This is a genomic window from Eubacterium sp. An3 (assembly GCF_002159465.1).
GTDB classification, from domain to species: Bacteria; Bacillota; Clostridia; order Lachnospirales; family Lachnospiraceae; genus Anaerobutyricum; species Anaerobutyricum stercoris.
On the sequence record NZ_NFIR01000018.1, the window covers coordinates 57,887 to 75,077 of the forward strand.

Here is a 17,191-nt window from a genome sequence, read left to right on the forward strand (position 1 = left end):
AATGACATGGCCGTTTGAAAATGATACAAGTGCAGTTACAAAAAAGTTGGCGAAACGCTTTTTGCAGGCTGAAAAAACTACAAGAAGAATATTAACCCTTACCATAGCGGTATCTACAATTCTTATTTTATCCACAATTCTTATTTTGGTAGGCTTTTCCGAAGCACATAAGGATACTCAGCGGACAAAAGCTCAAATCACAGTGGCAATCACGCAGCCCGAACAATTAGAGGCATTAAAATTGCAGCCCGAAGTCGAATGGGTGGGCATATATGCGGGATTAGGTTTTTCATATCAAAACGATATTGTTCTTAATGTGCTGTATGAGGATGAAACACAACTCCGCAATCAAGAGCGCGTGGAATTTACAGGCCAATTCCCATCACAAAATAATGAAATACTATTACAACAAAGCTATATCGAATATTTTCAAAGGGATGTAAAAATCGGTGACAAAATCAATTTAGACTTAACAGGGTTAGGCGATACCGAAGAATACACCGTTGTAGGCATTGTTAATTCTACTTCCAACGGAACCGACTATTTTGTATGGGTTAGCGAAGATAAAGCGCAGGAAATAGCTGTGGATGGAGTAATACCACGAACAGCATACGTCCGTTTAGATACCGATGTTATAGATATTCCCGTTTTACAGAGCATGGGACAGGATTTAGCTCAAAGATGCGGAGTGTTAGAGCAATCTGTCCAAATCGTTAATGATTATTATGCAGTTATGAGTGGAAGTGATACAGGAGGCACAATTACCACTATTTTGCCAGTTGCACTGACGGTGCTGGTTCTCGCCGGTATCGTTATTTATAGTATTTTCTATGTGTCTGTTTCTAAAAATGTAAGAAATTTTGGACAGCTCCGTACTATTGGGCTTACCAAAAAACAGATGAAAAAAATGATGTGGGCAGAAAGTCGCTCAATGCTTGCTAAAGGTGTTATCGGTGGTGTTTTTATCAGCGGTGTTATAGGCTTCTTGGGTAATAGCAATGGTTTCCGTGTAAACAACTTCCTTTGGTATGGTTTTATCGTAGCTATATGTATTTGTTTTATGGCTTTACTTGCGGTTCGCGTTCCAACTAAAATAGCTGCTAATGTATCCCCCTTAGAGGGAACGAGATTTACTTTCTATAATGGGAAAAAAGCCAAATCTTCAAAATCAAAAAGAAAAGCTCGACATAAATTAACCCCTCAAATATTAGGGAAAATAAATCTACGGCGAAGCCTGAAAAAAACAATACTAACCACGATCATGCTGTCTTTAAGTGGAATTATTTTTGTCACGGTTGTTACGGTTGCTAACTCATTAAATGCCGAAAGAATGGCAAGATTTTTTATGTTTCCCAATGGGGATTTGCAGCTGAGAATACAGTCGGTTGAAACATCTACATTTGACACAAGTGGAAACTCCGAGGATAGAGTGTCCAAATTGCAGCGGGAGAATAATCCCTTGAACGACGAATTGATTAGTCAGCTATATAGTATTAAAGGCGTTGAAAAAGTTACCGCTGAAAATGCGGTCAATCTCTATATTCAATATCAAGAGAATACTTTATTTTCTTCCATTGCGGGATCAGGGGGCCTAACATCAACCCTAACGCAAGAACAATGTGCTATGATTTCGGACGCGCTCATAGAGGGAACTTCTGACTATGATACTTTGAATACAAAGAACGGTATTCTTGTACGACAGGGGGCCTCAAGTCTTAATATAGGCGATGTTGTTCAACTCTCTGGGACAGATGCAAACGGCAACCAATTTCACATGGAGGTTCCTGTTGTAGGAATTTTTGAGCAGGGAGAGCAACAACAAATATTGCCCCTGTCGTCTGGAAGCGATTTTTATGTTACGGATGTAACTGCTCAAAACTTTACAGGGATTGTGGATCAAACAGGCATTGTTTCAATCAGTTCGGAGGCTGGATACGAGCAGCAAGTATCTGAGGCCGTCAAAGGACTATCCGATATGAACGACCAACTTGACCTATATACTTTAGAGAATAGTGTCAGTACAAGACAGGCTTTGTTTGATATGCAAATTCAGCCCCTATTTATGATTGCATTGATTTTGTTCCTTTTCAGTGTGATTAGTTTAACAAATACTCAACTTACAAATTTGTTGGAACGAAAGCAGGAATTGGCTTTACTGCAATCTGTGGGTATGACAAAAAAGCAGCAACAGGAAATGATTTCAACAGAAGAACATTTTTATCTTAAAATAGCTTTACTATCTACCCTTATATTAGGAAGCCTATTAAGTGCAGGAATATGTTTTTATATTGAAAACACTTCTCATTGTATTCAATTCCAGTATCCGTGGCTACTCGTAGGTGCATTTTTAGGCGTTGTAATTATTACAAACTTTTTAGTCGGAAAACTGGCATTTCAAACAACAATTAAAGGTAAGTTGATAGATAGGCTCCGTACACAAGAATAATAACCTAACATTGCCGGACGATGGCAAAAGGAAAAAACCGTCGCACAGCGGCCCTTTTGACACGCCATACGATCAGCGGCGGCTTTGAGTAATCAAAGCCGCCGCTTTCTTTTTCCCGGTGCCGGACGCGGCGGCCTGCTGGCCCTGCGCCCGGCGTTTTCCTGTGGGGGGTATTCTACGCATTTCAAAGCCTGTTTCGGCGGGGATTGAAGCAATCCTATTGCCGACCCGTCAACCGTCCGCCAGAAGCCCGCTATGGTGGCCTATTCAGCGGCTTAACTGCGTAGCTTGCAGGTATCTTTTCCGCTGCCTTTCGGCCTCTTGCTTCCGGCGCATCCGCACCGCGCAATCCGGGCAGTATTTGGCCCGGTTGGATTTCGGTGTAAATGCAGCCCCGCACACGGCGCACCGCTTCACGTTGTCCCGGTTCTGGATGATCTCGGCATACAGCGCCCCGTCCAGCGGGAGAACAGCGGCACGAAACCACCGGCACAGCAGCGAATAGGAAATGCTCTGGACGCACACACATTCCTCGCCGTCGTCCAGCAAGAGGCAGTTCCCGTCACAGTAGTTGCAGCACTCATGCGTCAGCTTCCGGGCCTTGCGGTATTGAGGGTAATTCATTCTCGGTATGCTCATAGCTCTTGTGCCTGCTCCTTTCCCGGCGTCACCCGCAAAATGCTGTCCACATTCTGCTTGATAATGCCGTATTCTTTCAGCTCTCGCTTGACTTCGCCGTACTGTTCGTACAGCCGCGCTTTCTGCTTGTCCAGCTCCCGGTACTCGGCTTTCAGGGCGGACAGATCGGGCAGCCTTGTGATCCCGGCGTCCTTGATGGCCTTTGCTGCCGCCTCGTACAAAATGAGCTGGCTTTCATGTTCGCGCCGGAACGCGGCCTTGTCTTTGGCCTTGCGGTATTCCAGCACCACGGGCCGGAGCTGCTTGTAGGTGGTGAGATTCTTTATCAGCACCGCCATGTCCCCAAGACGATGTTCCACGTCTTTGAGGGCCGCAGCCGCCTCGTCGTTGGCCGCGCTGATCTGCGCGACCTTGCTTTCCAGCTCGGCATATTGCTCTATGCCATGCTCGGTAAGAAAGTTCACTGTCTTTGCGGCCTGCTTCAAATTTTGGAGCTTTGCCCAACGTGCATAGCCCGCACTCTGCTGGGCCTTGATGTTGTTCTCCAAGTCGATCCGCAGGGTGATACCCTTGCGCTGCCGGTTCGGGCCTCTGTCCACGGCCAGCCCCTTGATCCGGCTGGTGATGGCTTCCTCGGTGTAGTTCTCGCCCAGCGTCTTGCAGCGGGTGAAGCGTTCCTGTCCGGGGGCGCGGAACGAAATAAATTTACCCTGCTTGATCTCATAGCCCTGTGCCGCCATGAGCCGGAGAAAATCGTCAAAGTCTTTGGCCTGCGGGATTACGGCGTCGATGGCGGCTTTCAGTTTGGCTTTCCAGCTCTTGCCCTTGCGCCCGGCATCCCATTCCGCATAGCTCTTGCCCTTATCTCGGCTGGGCTGTACCACGGACAGACCGTTTTCCCGGCACAGCCGGTCACTGGTGCGTCGGATATAGGCGTAGCTCTGCCGGTTGGAATTGTACTTGCGGTGGTTCACCATATCCACAGCACAGAAAATCAGGTGATTGTGGATGTGGCCCTTGTCGATGTGGGTTGTCAGCACATAGGAGTATTTGCCTTGCAGCACTTCGTCGGCAAGTAGCTTGCCGATCTCATGGGCCTGTTCCGGCGTAGCCTCGCCGGGGGCAAAGGATTGGATCAGGTGGTGGGCCAGATTGTTGCCTTTCTGGATCGCCTGCGCCAGCAGCATTTCAAATTCTATGTCCGCTGTTTCATAGGAACAGCCAAAAGAGGACACCAGCATTTTGTCCTCGGTCTTGTCCGGGTTCTCGATGTAGTCCAGCGCCTTTTTCAGCGTTGACTTGATAGGATGTATCTTTGTAACTGCCATATCTTCGCCAGCGCCCCTTTGATGTCCTCAATGTCCTGCGCGTACACAGTCCCGGTACTGTTGATACGCCGGGCAATCTGATTGACGTTGACGCCGATCTTTTGCAGCTCGGCGGTCTGCGCCCGGATGTCGCTGGTGTCCATGTGGACGATATACCCATCAATGAGCATTTTCCGGGCATAGGCGGAAAAGTTCTTCGTGTGGAGCTGGGCCATTTTCTGCTGGATCAAGGCCCGTTCTTCCGGCGTCACAGGGACGCGCAGCACAATGTTTCGTGTTCGGTTTGCCATTCATTCACCGTCCTTTCTGAACAGGGGTTTGGGGCTTTCCCCAACAAGCAACCGGCCACGGCCCGCAGGGACAGGGGCGGGCCGGTTTTCGGAAGTGTGGCTACACTTCCTATGCTTGCTACGTTTCTTCTTCTCCGCTACTAAAACGCTCCCAACACGTCCAACTGCCCGCAAAATACGGGATTTCTCTGAAAAAAGGGCAAAAAATAAGAGAGCCTTGCGGCCCTCTGGCAAAACGGAAAACAGAGGATGCTTTCACACATCCCCCGTTTCTTTCGCTGATTGTTCAATTTTCAGCGCCCCGTCGATTGCGCCTTCAATGACTGGTAAATAGTGTTCCGGGCAAAGTTTCAGCTTGTGGCTGACCCGCTGCCGCTGTTCGCTGTCCCCTCGTATGATTTCCGGGTTGAAATACTGCTCCACGAGAAGCCCGCAGACTTTGATAAGCTGGATCACAACCGGGAGGCTGGGGATCGTGCCTTTATTTTCAATATTGGCAAGATAGCGCCATTCAATTCCCACTATTTCGGCCAGCACCTTGCGCGTCAGGTGCTTTGCTTTCCGCGCAGCTTTCACATCCGCGCCGAAAGTTTCAAAGCCGGGGCAATCTTCAACTTTCGCCATATAACATCACCCATTTACATTGTATAGTTCATAGTATCTCGATGGAATGTTGTTATATGCAGGTGAATTAAACTTTATTATTCATATTTCTTTTGAGGTAAGTTTTGATACTGCGGATCATTTGACGGAATATGTACTTAGGAAATCTTTATGAAATCTTCAAAGTTGCCCTGTATCCTATCCTTAAAATCAGAAGAAAGGATTTTGGGATATGGATTTTATTTTGAAAACAACCGACCTCTGCAAAAACTTCAAAGGGCAGATGGCCGTAGATCATGTATCGCTGAACATTCGGAGAAATTCTATCTATGGTCTGCTGGGGCCAAATGGAGCAGGAAAATCTACCACACTTAAAATGATTACAGGCATCTTGAAACCTACTTCCGGCAGTATCGAGTTTGACGGCCATCCGTGGCAGCGCGGCGATTTAACACAGATCGGTGCATTGATAGAAACACCGCCCTTGTACGAAAACTTGACCGCATACGAAAATCTGAAAGTTCGGACAACGATGCTGGGACTGCCGGATAAACGGATTGATGAAGTCCTACACATTGTCCGTCTGACCGATACAGGAAAGAAACGGGCCGGACAATTCTCCCTCGGTATGAAGCAGCGGCTTGGCATTGCCATTGCCTTGCTGAACAATCCGCAGCTTTTAATTCTTGACGAACCGACCAATGGTCTTGACCCGGTAGGCATTGAAGAACTGCGAGAGCTGATCCGTTCTTTCCCGGAAAAAGGGATTACTGTGATTTTGTCCAGCCATATTTTGTCGGAAGTCCAGCAGATTGCCGACCATGTAGGGATTATTGCCAATGGCGTGCTGGGATATGAGAATGAGCTTCTCACTGGCGAAAATTTGGAGCAGTTATTTATGGATGTGGTTAAACGCCACCACAAGGAGGTGTAAACAATGAATTACCTGAAAGCAGAACATCTAAAATTCAAGCGGACAATTTCAAATAAACTGCTGCTTATTGCGCCTCTTTTGACGGCTGTTTTTGCATGGATCGTTGGTGGCTTTTATGGCTTCCAGTATATGACCTTTTACTGGTGGTATGCGTTTCTTCTTCCCGGAACCATTGCAATCCTTTGTTCGCTTGCCCATCAAAAAGAAGAACGAGCCGGAAAGTATTATTCTGTATTATCTGCACCTATCAACCTGAAACAATTTGAATATGCAAAGGCATTGATCCTGATTGAGAAATTGATTGTAGCTGCACTATTCTTGGCTGTTTTTGCCGCAGTAAGCAATTTGATTTCCCCGGCTTTGGCTGTCTATTCTGTGGGACGGAACTTTGCGGGAAGTATTGCCTTAATATTTGCCTCGATCTGGCAAATCCCCGTCTGCTTGCTTCTGGCCCGGAAAACCGGCTTTCTGATCCCGATTGTAGCAAACACTCTGCTGGGGATTCTCATGCCTATTCTGTTTGGAAATACAGCTATTGCATGGGTATGTCCCTATTGCTGGGCTGCGAAAACGGCGGAGCTGCTTATGGGGATTGAAAGCAATGGAACCTTTGCAGGTGTCGCGGATTTTTCGTGGCAAGTTTTGTTACCACTGGTGTTCTCGGTGATCCTGTATGTCTTGCTCACTCTTTGGGATGCAGCTAATTTTTCAAAGAAAGAGGGCAAGTAAATGAGAATGATCGCTTTGATCCGTGCCGATTTCCTAAAACAACGGCACACATCCTATTGGGGGCTTCATATTGCGATCCCCATAGTGGGGGCCATTCTGTTTGTATTTTATTTTCTGCTTTATCAGAATGTCGATGAATTGAAAAAATTGCGTTTGCTTCTGGAACTGACGGCAATGGTATTTCCACTTTTGATAAGCATTATTGTCGGTCTGAATATCACGCAGGAAGAACGGGCCTCGCATTTTCAAAGTCTGTTGGTGGTGCCGGATCGCCGGAAAGTATTGCTGGCAAAGTTCATTGCACTGTACCTGTCGGGCATCTTTTCCTTGACGCTACTTTTTACGCTGTTTGCGATTGGGGCGGGAATTATGCCGTGGGGTTTGCTGCTACAATCCGTGCTTGGACTGGCAATAGGCAGCTTCATAATATACGCATTGCACCTGTTCCTTAGTCTGAAATTCGGATTGGGCATTTCCCTGTTTTGGGGCGTATTTGAATGTCTGCAATGTATCTTATACAGTAACATTGAATTGCATGGCCCTTGGAGGCTGATCCCTTTTTCGTGGTCTGTAAATTGGGTGCATGACGTGTTGTATGGTAGGCTGGCTGCCAATACCGCACAGTGGATTTTGATTGCCGCATTATCTGTGGGCATTTTACTTACCATTCTTCATTGGTTTTCTTGTTGGGAGGGACGAAAGAATAATGAATAGCACGATAAAATTTTTCAAGGGGATTTTTCTCATGGTGTGCCTCTGCTGCGTCCTGTCTGGCTGTTCTATTCTGCAAGACGGGATCAAGGACTATTCCAGCGGCAAAGAGCAATGTTACTTAGTCAGTGAAGATGTGACGCAGTTTACTTACAAAGAGGAAACGTACACCATTCTCAATAATACCGTTTCCAATGACGGACTTGGAGAATGGCTTGGGTACATCCGGCAGCTTGCAGCGGTGGATAAGGACGGAACTGTTCTGGTTCAGGAAGCGATTGAAACTGCCACTTTTGAAACCCTGTCCGATCTGGCAGACAAAGCCCCGGACGCCAAATACATCATCCCGTTTTTGAATGTGTATGCGGCTCCCAATAATGCCTCTCACCTGATTGTGGATGTCAATGGTGGATACCACGAAGCGGTGCCGAGCGACCAGCTTACAGCAGCGGATGAAGTCTTTGATTTCAAAGCTGTCGCTGAAAATACAGGTGACAGTTATGAAGTTAATCCGCAAAATGCTACACAACTGACCTGCGGAGAGCGCACTTATCAGGTGACAGAGGAAACCGTAACAACGGAGCAGCTTGGGGCGTATCTGGATATTCTGAACGAAACCATAACTTTTGACGCAGACAGCAAGCGTCCACTTTCAAAGGAAGAACAGAACAAAATTGATTGGACGGGTTCTTCTGCCGAACAGCAGCGGGAACGCTGGTTTTATATGGATGTGTATGAGATTTCCGGCACTGATCCGACGGACGCCATTGCCGTAAAAGTAAATAATCAGTACCATATTGCAAGGGTACAGTAATTTCCCTTAACTTGTGGTATAATGATAAGTACAGATTTCGACGAAAGGAGGCGGGAAAATGGCTGCGATTCTTGCAGTAGATGACGAACAGCCCATTTTGGAGCTGATAAAAAACGGACTGCAAAAGGATGGACACATGGTTGCGGGCTATACATCTGCGGAGCAGGTGCCATTGGATAAGCTGAACCGCTATGATTTAATCATACTGGATATTATGATGCCCGGAACCGATGGCTTTTCGTTCTGTGAAAAAATCCGGGATATGGTTGACTGCCCGATCCTATTCCTTACGGCTAAAACGATGGAAAATGACATCACCTTTGGTCTGGGGCTTGGCGCTGACGATTATTTGACAAAGCCTTTCCGCATCCCAGAGCTGCGGGCCAGAGTAAACGCACATATACGCCGGGAACAGAGGGAACGTCATAGCAGCCTGAACTTTGACCGTATTAAAATAGACCTGTCGGCCAAAACGGTACAGGTAGACGGTGAAACCGTGTCCCTTACCAAAAGCGAGTATATGATCTGTGAATTTCTTGCCCGCAATAAAGGGCAGGTGTTTACACGGGAACAGATTTACGAGGCTGTTTTCAGTTTGGACGGGGAAAGTGATAATTCCACGATTGCCACCCACATTAAGAATATCCGGGCAAAGCTGAACCATTTTGATATTCAGCCAATCACAACGGTTTGGGGGATTGGGTACAAATGGGAATGAAGAAAGCTGCATCACTGAAAACAGCCTTTTGGCGCTTCTTATTTATGCTGCTTGGCGGTTTACTTGGCGCAGTTGCTATTCCGTTTCTGCTTATGACCGTCAGCACGACTTTCGGGCTTACCACCTATGGGGACTATTCAGAAATCCGGGCAAACGAACTTGCACCGATCCTTGCGGCTACGCCGGATTTATCTGATGTTCAAATACCGATGGGGATTGAATATGCGCTGCTGGATAAAAACTACCAACTTATTGAAACCACCTTGGATGAAAATGAGTTGGAGCAGGCCATGCGGTATGCGACCACAGGTGCCAGCGACCAAAACCTGCAAAAAAGATACCTGCTTGTCACCCGTGAAAATGAGTATGTTGTCTTGCAATATTATATTGGCGCTCAATATACAAATGAGTGGTTGAATGAGCATCTACCGTCCCCGGATATATTGCTGATTGTATTGATCGCAGCGGGTGGTATTTTTGTCTGTCTATTTCTGACCACCAGATTTGCCAAGAAACTGCGGCTACAACTTGTTCCGCTGTTTGAAGCTACTTCGGAGGTGGCAAAACAGAACCTTGATTTTGAGGTGGGCCATTCAAACATCAAAGAATTTGAGGATGTGTTGGCTTCCTTTTCTCGTATGAAAGAAAGCCTGAAATCCTCTTTGGAACAACAGTGGAAAGCCGAACAGATGCAGAAAGAACAGATTGCCGCGCTTGCCCACGATCTAAAAACGCCCCTGACAGTTATTCAGGGAAATGCAGACCTTATCAGCGAAACAGAACTCGACGAGGAACAGCGTTTATATGCCGAATATATCAGCAACAGTTCCGAACAGATGCAGCTATACATTCGGACACTGATTGATATTTCACGGGCAGCAACCGGCTATCAGCTTCGCATGGAAAATGTTGACCTGCCTGCCTATGTGGAGCAGTTACGGGGGCAGATTGACGCACTGTGCCAGACGAAAAAAATTGGGTTGCAGATGGAAATAGAACACTTGCCTGCTCTCCTGTCTGCGGATAAGCTGCTGTTGGAACGGGCAATTATGAATGTGGTGAACAATGCGCTGGATTATTCCCCACAAGATAGCTACATTTCTATCTCGATAACAGGCAATAAAGGATGTCTGCAAATTTCCGTAACGGATGCAGGCCCCGGCTTCTCACAGGAAGATTTACTGCACGCAGAGGAACAATTTTACATGGCAGATCACAGCCGTAGTTCTAACCTGCACTTTGGAATGGGCCTGTTTATCACAAAGTCTATTGTCCGGCAACATGGCGGTCAGCTTATTTTGAACAACTCCAAAAAGACCGGCGGGGCGCAGGTTACAATCTCAATTCCATTTTGAATTTATGGGCGGCTATGAGCCGCCCTTTTTTCAAATCTTTATGAAATCTTCAAAATTACAATTTATGATAAGCACATAAGAAATCATCTGCCGGACGACGGCCAAGAAAAAAAAGCCGTCGTGCAGCAGTCCTTTGACACGTCTATAAGAGAAGCGGCGGCTTTGAGAAATCAAGGCCGCCGCTTCTTCTTTTTGCCCAGCACAGGATCGGCGGCCCACGGAGGGAGCCGCCATGCTGATATGTCATGTCTTTCAAAAGCATAGCTTATTAAAAAAAGCCTGTACCCAACAGGGGTCAGCTCCGGCCAACAGTATGAACTATACCATGTAATACAACTTCATATCTCTTTATATTTCGCCCGGTGGGTCTACGACCTGCTGGGCGTTTTTTGTCGGTTCCTGCGGTTTCAAATTTGCTCTGGAAGTTTTTCCAAAAAAAGTCCAAAAAGGAGGCGTGCAGCGGGCAGCAAAGGGTATCGCAGGATTAGTAGTAGCGGAAAGGGAGAGAACCACCCAATCCCCCAACAGAAAGGGGGTGAGAATGATGGAAGCTATCCCCCGCGACTATGGACAAGGCCAGTTTGATGCCTTTTGCAAAAAAGTGTTGAAGAACGAGGCACGGGCTTATCTGCGGAATATGAAGCGTCAAAGAGATCGTGAAACGATGTTCAGCGACCTGCCGCAGCATGAGTTGGACAAGCTCTGCACCGTAGACCGCTATCCCAGCGACAGCTTTGTGTTTAGCTCTCATGGTTACGATTTACATATCGACAACGAGCTTGTGGCCGACGCTTTTGCCAACCTGCCGCAACAGGAACAAAGCATTTTGATCCTGTACTGCGTACTGGATATGGCAGACGGCGAGATCGCCAGCCTCACAGGGATGTCCCGCAGCGCCGTCCAGCGCCACAGGACAAAGACACTGAAAGAGTTGCGTGTAAAATTGATGGCGCTCATGCCGGAAGGAGGTTGACGCGGATGAAAGAACCTGCCTACAAAGGCAAAGAGCCTTTGCCCCTTTCAGTGTATGTGTCCGCCCGTGCAGGCGATCCCCAAGCCGTAGAACGGTTGCTTCGGTACTATGACAATTACATGAATTGTCTGTGTACCCGGACGCTCTATGACGAGGACGGCTATCCTCATTTATGCGTGGACGAGTACATGAAACGGTGCTTAGAAATCAGGTTGATCCAAGCTATCGTTAAAGTTTAACGATAATCGCCCGGCTGGATGCAGCGGCTTACCCTTTCCCCGCCAGCAAAAGGTCTGTGGCGTCACAGTTCTTTGAAAAATATGCCCGTATATAGCGGCGCATCATAGGGCAAACGGACACATTCTGTCTGTGCCGAGCCGTGCGGCAGGTGCGCCATGAGGCTTTTCCCATAGGAAAAAAGCGGAGCGATCAAACCGGGCTGTAAAACAAGTGTGGCAACTTGTGGGCGACGACGTACAGGCAAGACAATGATACTCCCGCGTTGAACGCCCTCAAAGCATTGCGCGGCGCACCCATCAGCATGGGCCGGGGTGAGATTCCCGTGGAGCTGTGCCAGCAGCCGTCCGTACTGCCCATTTCGTTTTACACCAATGTAAGCGAAAGGGGGATTACTGTATGAGTACAGTAACAAGTCAGAACCAGACCGCCCCCGTAGTACGTCAGTACGAGATCGGAGGCGTTCGATATATTGTGAAAGCGACCGTCAAAGACGGCGCGAAAGAAACCGCAGTCAAGAAAATCCGTCGGCTGCTTCAAAATGATTTGAGCAAGGCAGCCACTTAAAAATTAAAGATTTTTTCATTTCCTACAAGCAGACGGATGGGGCATGATATGGTATAATATACTTGTATCATGCCTCGTTTTCCGGCTGCGGAATAGGAGGAACTTATGAGCAAACAGCCGGAAATGGTGATTGCACGGAACCCCCGTGCGACACGGAATAACGATACTACTTTGAACCTTGACAATCAAATGTACCAACAGCCAGTCACTTCCTTTCAGCGCGTATCCAACGACGCGCCGTTGAGCGAGGAAACCAAGACGGCCATCCAAAACACGGTGCTGCAATTCTATGTCCACAGCCAGCCGCAGGAGGAAGCCGAGGGCATTACCGCCTGCTATGAGCGTCTTTCCCAAGAAGATAAGCTGGACGGCGAGAGCAACAGTATCAGCAACCAGAAGCGGATTTTGGAAAAGTATTGCCGGGATCACGGCTATACTGCCATCCGCCACTACGACGAGGACGACGGATATTCGGGAACCAACTTCAACCGGCCCGGATTCCAGCGGATGCTTGCCGACATCAAGGCGGGCAAGATCAAGCGCGTTGTCGTTAAGGATATGAGCCGGTTCGGGCGTAACTATCTGCAAGTCGGGATGTATACGGAAATGTTATTTCCAGAGTATGGCGTCCACTTTATTGCCGTCAATGACGGTGTGGACAGTGTGCGCGGGGACAGCGAGTTTACCGCCATCCGCAACGTATTCAATGAAATGTACGCCAAGGACACCAGCAAGAAAATCCGGGCAACATGGCAATCCAAAGGACGCTCCGGCGAACACCTCACCACTATCCCGCCTTATGGGTACAAGAAAGACCCGGAGGATAAAAAACAATGGATCGTGGATGAAGAAGCTGCCGCCGTTGTCCAAAAGATTTTTGCACTGTGCATGGACGGTATGGGGCCGACGCAGATTGCAAAATGGCTGCAAAAAAACAAGGTGCTGAACCCTACTGCCTACGCCTATGAAAAAGGCTTGCCGGTAGCGAACAAACCAACGGCCAATCCTTACAAGTGGACGAATGAAACGGTATCACGGATTTTGGAGCGCCTTGACTATTTGGGCCATACGGTAAACTTCAAAACCACCAAACAATCGTTCAAGAGCAAGAAAAAGCTGTGGAACGACCCATCGGAATGGGTGATCTTCGAGAACACACAGGAACCCATCATTGAGGAAAGCGTGTTTCTGATCGTCCAGAAAATCCGGCAGGGCCGCCGCCGTCCTACCAAGATGGGCGACATGGGAATGTTCTCCGGCCTGCTGTATTGTGCAGATTGCGGCGGAAAGATGTATCTGTGCCGGGCCAATCACTTCAAGCCAGAACAGGAATATTACATTTGTTCTACCTATCGCAAAGACCGCACCTTATGTTCGACCCACTCTATCCGTCGCGTCGTTCTTGAAGAAATCGTGCTGCGGAACCTGCGGGAAGCCATTCAGTATGTGACACAGTATGAGGACGACTTTGTGCAGCGGGCGGCGGATCAAAGCCTGCGGGAACGGGACAAGGAGCTGGCACAAAAGAAAGACACTCTGGCGCAATCACAAAAGCGGATTGCCGAGCTGGATGTTATCATCAAGCGACTGTATGAGGATAACATTTCCGGCAAGCTCTCTGACGAGCGTTTCATCAAACTGTCCCGTGACTATGAATTGGAACAGACCAACCTTACAAACCTTGTCGAATATCTTCGGCAAGAAGTCAAGGAACAGGAAAAGCAGAAAGTCAATGTCAGACAGTTTATTGCAGCGGTCAGGAAGTACACTGATATGCAGCAGCTTGACGCCTCTGTTCTCCGGGAGTTTGTGGAGAAAATTTATATCTCCGAGGTTTACACGCCGGACGAGAACGAGCCGCGCATCAAGGTCAGAGAAATTGAGATCGTCTATAACTTCATTGGTGCATTTGATTTTGAGGACGCAAGGGAGCAATCCCAAGCAGCCCAAAAAGAAAAGAAAACCGGCGTAGCCTAAACTACGCCGATTCTCTCACATAAATGTTTTCTTACGTCACCGCCCCTAAGCGGGTATCTGTTTTTTTAGGAAAATTATTTTACTTTCAATTACTCAAAAAAAGGTTTGATTTTGTCAATGGCAATTTGGACTTGCTCTTCTTCCTCCCCATTTTGTATCATAACGTATTTCCAGTCTCTGACGGTTTCTTCCAGTGTTGGATATTTTCTTAATGCCCCGGAAAGCGTGCCGTCGGAATATTTGATGATGATAACTTCTTCGTTATTTTTATACGTTTCTTGAGATACGGTACAATTTTCAAAACCAAACCTATAATGTCCTAATGCAAAAGAAATGTCTCTTATAGAAGATTTTTGACATACGCTCACTTTTCTTAATTGATACATAAACACTCCTCCCCTAAGAAATCGACATTTCATGCCAACTGTCTTTCAGTTTTAGCCTGAAATTCCCGCTCTTATTCTTAAAATTCTTGTTTACATCCCAATGTCAAACTTTCCACGATATTCTTCGTAAATCTTCTCAGCCTTTTCATTATCAACCCATAATATCGCAGCGAGTGCTGATATTTCCTCTCTTCTTTCTTTTCTTGCATTTCGCGCAAACTCAGCGGTCCATTTTAAAGTATAGCTTGTAACATTTTCAACCCCAGATTTTCGTATAATTTGGGATAATTTTGCGCTGATTTTTATCTCTGCCATACTCTCATCATTTGATACATTTTCAGGGTCTTCCCACCATTTGCCCAAAGTTTTCCCACCTGGTTTCCTTGCCGGAAAAAAATACGGATTAACGTCCTTCCGCTGGGATAAATATCGTTTAAGAATTGATGATACGACGTTGGTTACGGTTACTGTCCTATATTTACCCTGCTTCTTATTATATAATTTGATATCGTACCTGTGAGGTACAAAATCTTCCACTTTCAATTCTGCCATCTCACTTACACTTGCCCCTGCACCAACAGCGAGAGCTATCATTGCTTTCTCCATTTCATTACGAGCAGCATGTAATAGCAGAATGACATCTTCTTTTAACAATACTTTGTGGTCATTTCCAATATTTCTCATATCAGCGTCCTTTCTTTTATAATTCAGATACGGAAAAACCGGCAATTTGTGCCATTTCCCGAATCGAAGCTTTAGATACCCGCATTCCTTTATATTCGATCAGATCATCACATCGACCAGTAAAGATATCACTCGGATGATACACTTTGACGATAATTTTATCATCGTCAGTAAAAAATTCCAAAGGGGTTCCTTCTTCAATACCAAAACTTTTCCGCAATTCTTTTGGCAATGTAATCCGTCCCAGCTGATCTAATTTCCTAACGATTCCTGTGCTTGTCATACTTCTCTCCCTCTGCTTATGTAAGATTTTTTATCTCCAACATATGATCAATTAATTCTGTGCTTACATACTTCATACAAAAAACTCCTTTACACTTTTAGTAAATTATACCATAAATTAAAATAGAAGGATATTTCCACGCAAAAAAGAAATCATTTCTTTTGCATAAAAAATCGAAATGGACACGCCATATTACCAATGGCAAAAGCAAGAATAGAAAAAGACGTAATCATGGATTTCCAGAATTTGGATTTTTCAATGATGTCTGAAAAGGGAGTCGCTGATCCGGATATGGATGAGCAGCCATAGAAGCTGTTGGAACTGTTCGGTGGGATTGGAGCGCCGCGAAGGGCATTACAAAATGTCGGGTATGATCCGAGATCTATTGATTATGTGGAAGTGCTGTCTTATGCAGTGATGGCTTATAATCAGATTTTTGATTGTGACCCAAAACCGCAGAATATCCGTATCTGGGATTTGAGTCCGGATATTGTTGTCCATGGCAGCCCATGTCAAGATTTCAGCAATGAAGGAAAAAACAACATGAATACGGAACGTTCGATCCTATTTGAACACACGTTACAGATCCTTGATTCGGCGCCGTTGCACGGAAACCCGGAGTTATATCTGACCGGATGTATTGCAGAAACATATGTATTATTTTCAAAAAAAAGAAGCCAATGTCTTTTGACAAAGGTTTTTTTTGAATTATCTGTTAAGTGAGTAATCCTCAAAGACTATTATATTCGAATCTTCTTCTCTGTCATCCATTCGATCATTTTCCAATGATTCGATATGAGCGTCTTGTACTTCCCGCTCTTGCTGGACAGGGGTTAATGTTGAAACAGATGGCTGGTCCAGGAAGAAATTGTTATCGATCAGACTCACGCAGCCTTCTTCCTTCCCCATGGAAAGAACAATATCCGCCTGTTCCCGGTCATCAACCAAAGTCGCTTTCTGTGCATCCATCATCATATCAATATACTCCCTAAGGGAAAAGAAATGTTCTGGGATCGCATTCTCCGTTCTTTCGGCAATCTCTTTTCCAGAAAAGACTAAACAGTTATGTTCTACGTGAACCCTCCCCGCCTAAATACAAGATTATAGGCGGGGCTTCCCATCACATCAGGCACTAAGATGTCTCGTATGGAAAGCTGCCTGACTGCCGCTTTAGGCGGCATGGGATGCCCGACTACAGATACCGTTTTTCCTCAGCCACTCAGTCACGTGGCAGCTTACGCCGCCTTCAGTGTGCCGAGCACCGCAGTAAAACGAATGAGTGTAGCCAGGACGCAACTGGTCCGTCTGCTGAGCCCAGGGACTTTTGCCTGGGTCAGCAACCTTTCCTTCGCAGGAATGGATTTTAAGAGGACACGGATGAAATACCGCGCCGCGATGTTTTTTGAAGCGGAAAGGTCGCAGTTGTAGACCTTCCCAGTGGAAAAACGGCAGAGGCTGGCGGAGGAAAAGCCCGCATCCTTCCCGCGCGCGACCTTCCCGGAACCGTCATAAGCGAG

Annotated in this window: 19 protein-coding genes and 1 pseudogene; 11 read left to right on the forward strand and 9 right to left on the reverse strand. The window is 46.6% G+C overall.

Going from position 1 to position 17,191, the window contains the following annotated elements; genetic code table 11:
* The first annotated feature begins 1 nt into the window (after position 1).
* Positions 2-2,446 (forward strand): ABC transporter permease, encoded by a 2,445-nt coding sequence (locus tag B5F87_RS13835; protein ID WP_158097055.1) that lies wholly within the window; start codon positions 2-4, stop codon positions 2,444-2,446.
* Positions 2,447-2,713: 267 nt separating this feature from the next.
* Here B5F87_RS13835 and B5F87_RS13840 read toward each other — a convergent pair whose 3' ends face one another.
* From B5F87_RS13840 to B5F87_RS13855, 4 genes are all read right to left on the reverse strand, one after another.
* A complete protein-coding gene (locus tag B5F87_RS13840; protein WP_087282012.1) occupies positions 2,714-3,085 on the reverse strand; it encodes a cysteine-rich VLP domain-containing protein in 372 nt (123 codons plus the stop codon).
* Positions 3,082-4,413: a relaxase/mobilization nuclease domain-containing protein gene (locus B5F87_RS13845; RefSeq protein WP_087282014.1), complete on the reverse strand. Its 1,332-nt coding sequence runs from the start codon at positions 4,411-4,413 to the stop codon at positions 3,082-3,084. The genes B5F87_RS13840 and B5F87_RS13845 overlap by 4 nt, the downstream gene beginning before the upstream one ends.
* Entirely contained in the window at positions 4,374-4,703 is a 330-nt protein-coding gene (gene mobC / locus B5F87_RS13850) for a plasmid mobilization relaxosome protein MobC (protein ID WP_069988592.1), read from the reverse strand. Before mobC ends, B5F87_RS13845 begins: the two co-directional genes overlap by 40 nt.
* Positions 4,704-4,958: 255 nt before the next feature.
* A complete protein-coding gene (locus tag B5F87_RS13855) occupies positions 4,959-5,327 on the reverse strand; it encodes a helix-turn-helix transcriptional regulator (protein WP_087282016.1) in 369 nt (122 codons plus the stop codon).
* A 211-nt stretch (positions 5,328-5,538) separates the two neighbouring features.
* On the opposite strand from B5F87_RS13855, the gene B5F87_RS13860 reads away from it, so the two are divergent.
* The 10 genes from B5F87_RS13860 to B5F87_RS13910 all read left to right on the forward strand — a co-directional run bounded on the left by B5F87_RS13860 (position 5,539) and on the right by B5F87_RS13910 (position 14,321).
* Positions 5,539-6,240, forward strand: a complete 702-nt coding sequence (locus B5F87_RS13860; protein ID WP_087282018.1) for a lantibiotic protection ABC transporter ATP-binding protein — start codon at positions 5,539-5,541, stop codon at positions 6,238-6,240.
* Between the two features lie 3 nt (positions 6,241-6,243).
* Complete coding sequence (locus tag B5F87_RS13865) at positions 6,244-6,969, forward strand: lantibiotic immunity ABC transporter MutE/EpiE family permease subunit (RefSeq protein WP_087282020.1); 726 nt, start codon at positions 6,244-6,246, stop codon at positions 6,967-6,969.
* Entirely contained in the window at positions 6,970-7,683 is a 714-nt protein-coding gene (locus B5F87_RS13870) for a lantibiotic immunity ABC transporter MutG family permease subunit (RefSeq protein WP_087282023.1), read from the forward strand. It abuts the gene before it with no gap.
* Positions 7,676-8,494, forward strand: a complete 819-nt coding sequence (locus B5F87_RS13875) for a NisI/SpaI family lantibiotic immunity lipoprotein (protein WP_087282025.1) — start codon at positions 7,676-7,678, stop codon at positions 8,492-8,494. Before B5F87_RS13870 ends, B5F87_RS13875 begins: the two co-directional genes overlap by 8 nt.
* Positions 8,495-8,552: 58 nt before the next feature.
* Positions 8,553-9,212, forward strand: coding sequence for a response regulator transcription factor (locus tag B5F87_RS13880; RefSeq protein ID WP_087282027.1), 660 nt, complete (start codon positions 8,553-8,555; stop codon positions 9,210-9,212).
* Complete coding sequence (locus B5F87_RS13885) at positions 9,203-10,567, forward strand: HAMP domain-containing sensor histidine kinase (protein WP_087282031.1); 1,365 nt, start codon at positions 9,203-9,205, stop codon at positions 10,565-10,567. Before B5F87_RS13880 ends, B5F87_RS13885 begins: the two co-directional genes overlap by 10 nt.
* A 544-nt stretch (positions 10,568-11,111) precedes the next feature.
* Positions 11,112-11,540 (forward strand): sigma-70 family RNA polymerase sigma factor, encoded by a 429-nt coding sequence (locus B5F87_RS13895; RefSeq protein ID WP_165450577.1) that lies wholly within the window; start codon positions 11,112-11,114, stop codon positions 11,538-11,540.
* Between the two features lie 5 nt (positions 11,541-11,545).
* On the forward strand, positions 11,546-11,779 hold the full coding sequence (locus B5F87_RS13900; RefSeq protein WP_069988586.1) for a helix-turn-helix domain-containing protein: 234 nt from the start codon (positions 11,546-11,548) through the stop codon (positions 11,777-11,779).
* A 397-nt stretch (positions 11,780-12,176) separates the two neighbouring features.
* Positions 12,177-12,344 (forward strand): transposon-encoded TnpW family protein, encoded by a 168-nt coding sequence (locus B5F87_RS13905; RefSeq protein ID WP_083256431.1) that lies wholly within the window; start codon positions 12,177-12,179, stop codon positions 12,342-12,344.
* A gap of 105 nt (positions 12,345-12,449) precedes the next feature.
* Positions 12,450-14,321 carry a recombinase family protein gene (locus tag B5F87_RS13910; RefSeq protein WP_242964480.1) on the forward strand — a complete coding sequence of 624 codons (1,872 nt, stop codon included), beginning with the start codon at positions 12,450-12,452 and terminating at the stop codon, positions 14,319-14,321.
* An 89-nt stretch (positions 14,322-14,410) separates the two neighbouring features.
* Here the strand turns inward: B5F87_RS13910 and B5F87_RS13915 are convergent, their stop codons facing one another.
* The 5 genes and pseudogenes from B5F87_RS13915 to B5F87_RS21215 all read right to left on the reverse strand — a co-directional run.
* Positions 14,411-14,707, reverse strand: a complete 297-nt coding sequence (locus B5F87_RS13915; protein ID WP_087282037.1) for a hypothetical protein — start codon at positions 14,705-14,707, stop codon at positions 14,411-14,413.
* Positions 14,708-14,797: 90 nt separating this feature from the next.
* Entirely contained in the window at positions 14,798-15,391 is a 594-nt protein-coding gene (locus B5F87_RS13920; protein WP_087282039.1) for a tyrosine-type recombinase/integrase, read from the reverse strand.
* 16 nt (positions 15,392-15,407) lie between these two features.
* Positions 15,408-15,674 (reverse strand): AbrB/MazE/SpoVT family DNA-binding domain-containing protein, encoded by a 267-nt coding sequence (locus tag B5F87_RS13925; protein WP_087282042.1) that lies wholly within the window; start codon positions 15,672-15,674, stop codon positions 15,408-15,410.
* Positions 15,675-16,382: 708 nt separating this feature from the next.
* Positions 16,383-16,649 (reverse strand): hypothetical protein, encoded by a 267-nt coding sequence (locus B5F87_RS13935; RefSeq protein ID WP_087282046.1) that lies wholly within the window; start codon positions 16,647-16,649, stop codon positions 16,383-16,385.
* Between the two features lie 260 nt (positions 16,650-16,909).
* A pseudogene (locus B5F87_RS21215) lies at positions 16,910-17,191 on the reverse strand (IS200/IS605 family accessory protein TnpB-related protein); the annotation flags it as partial.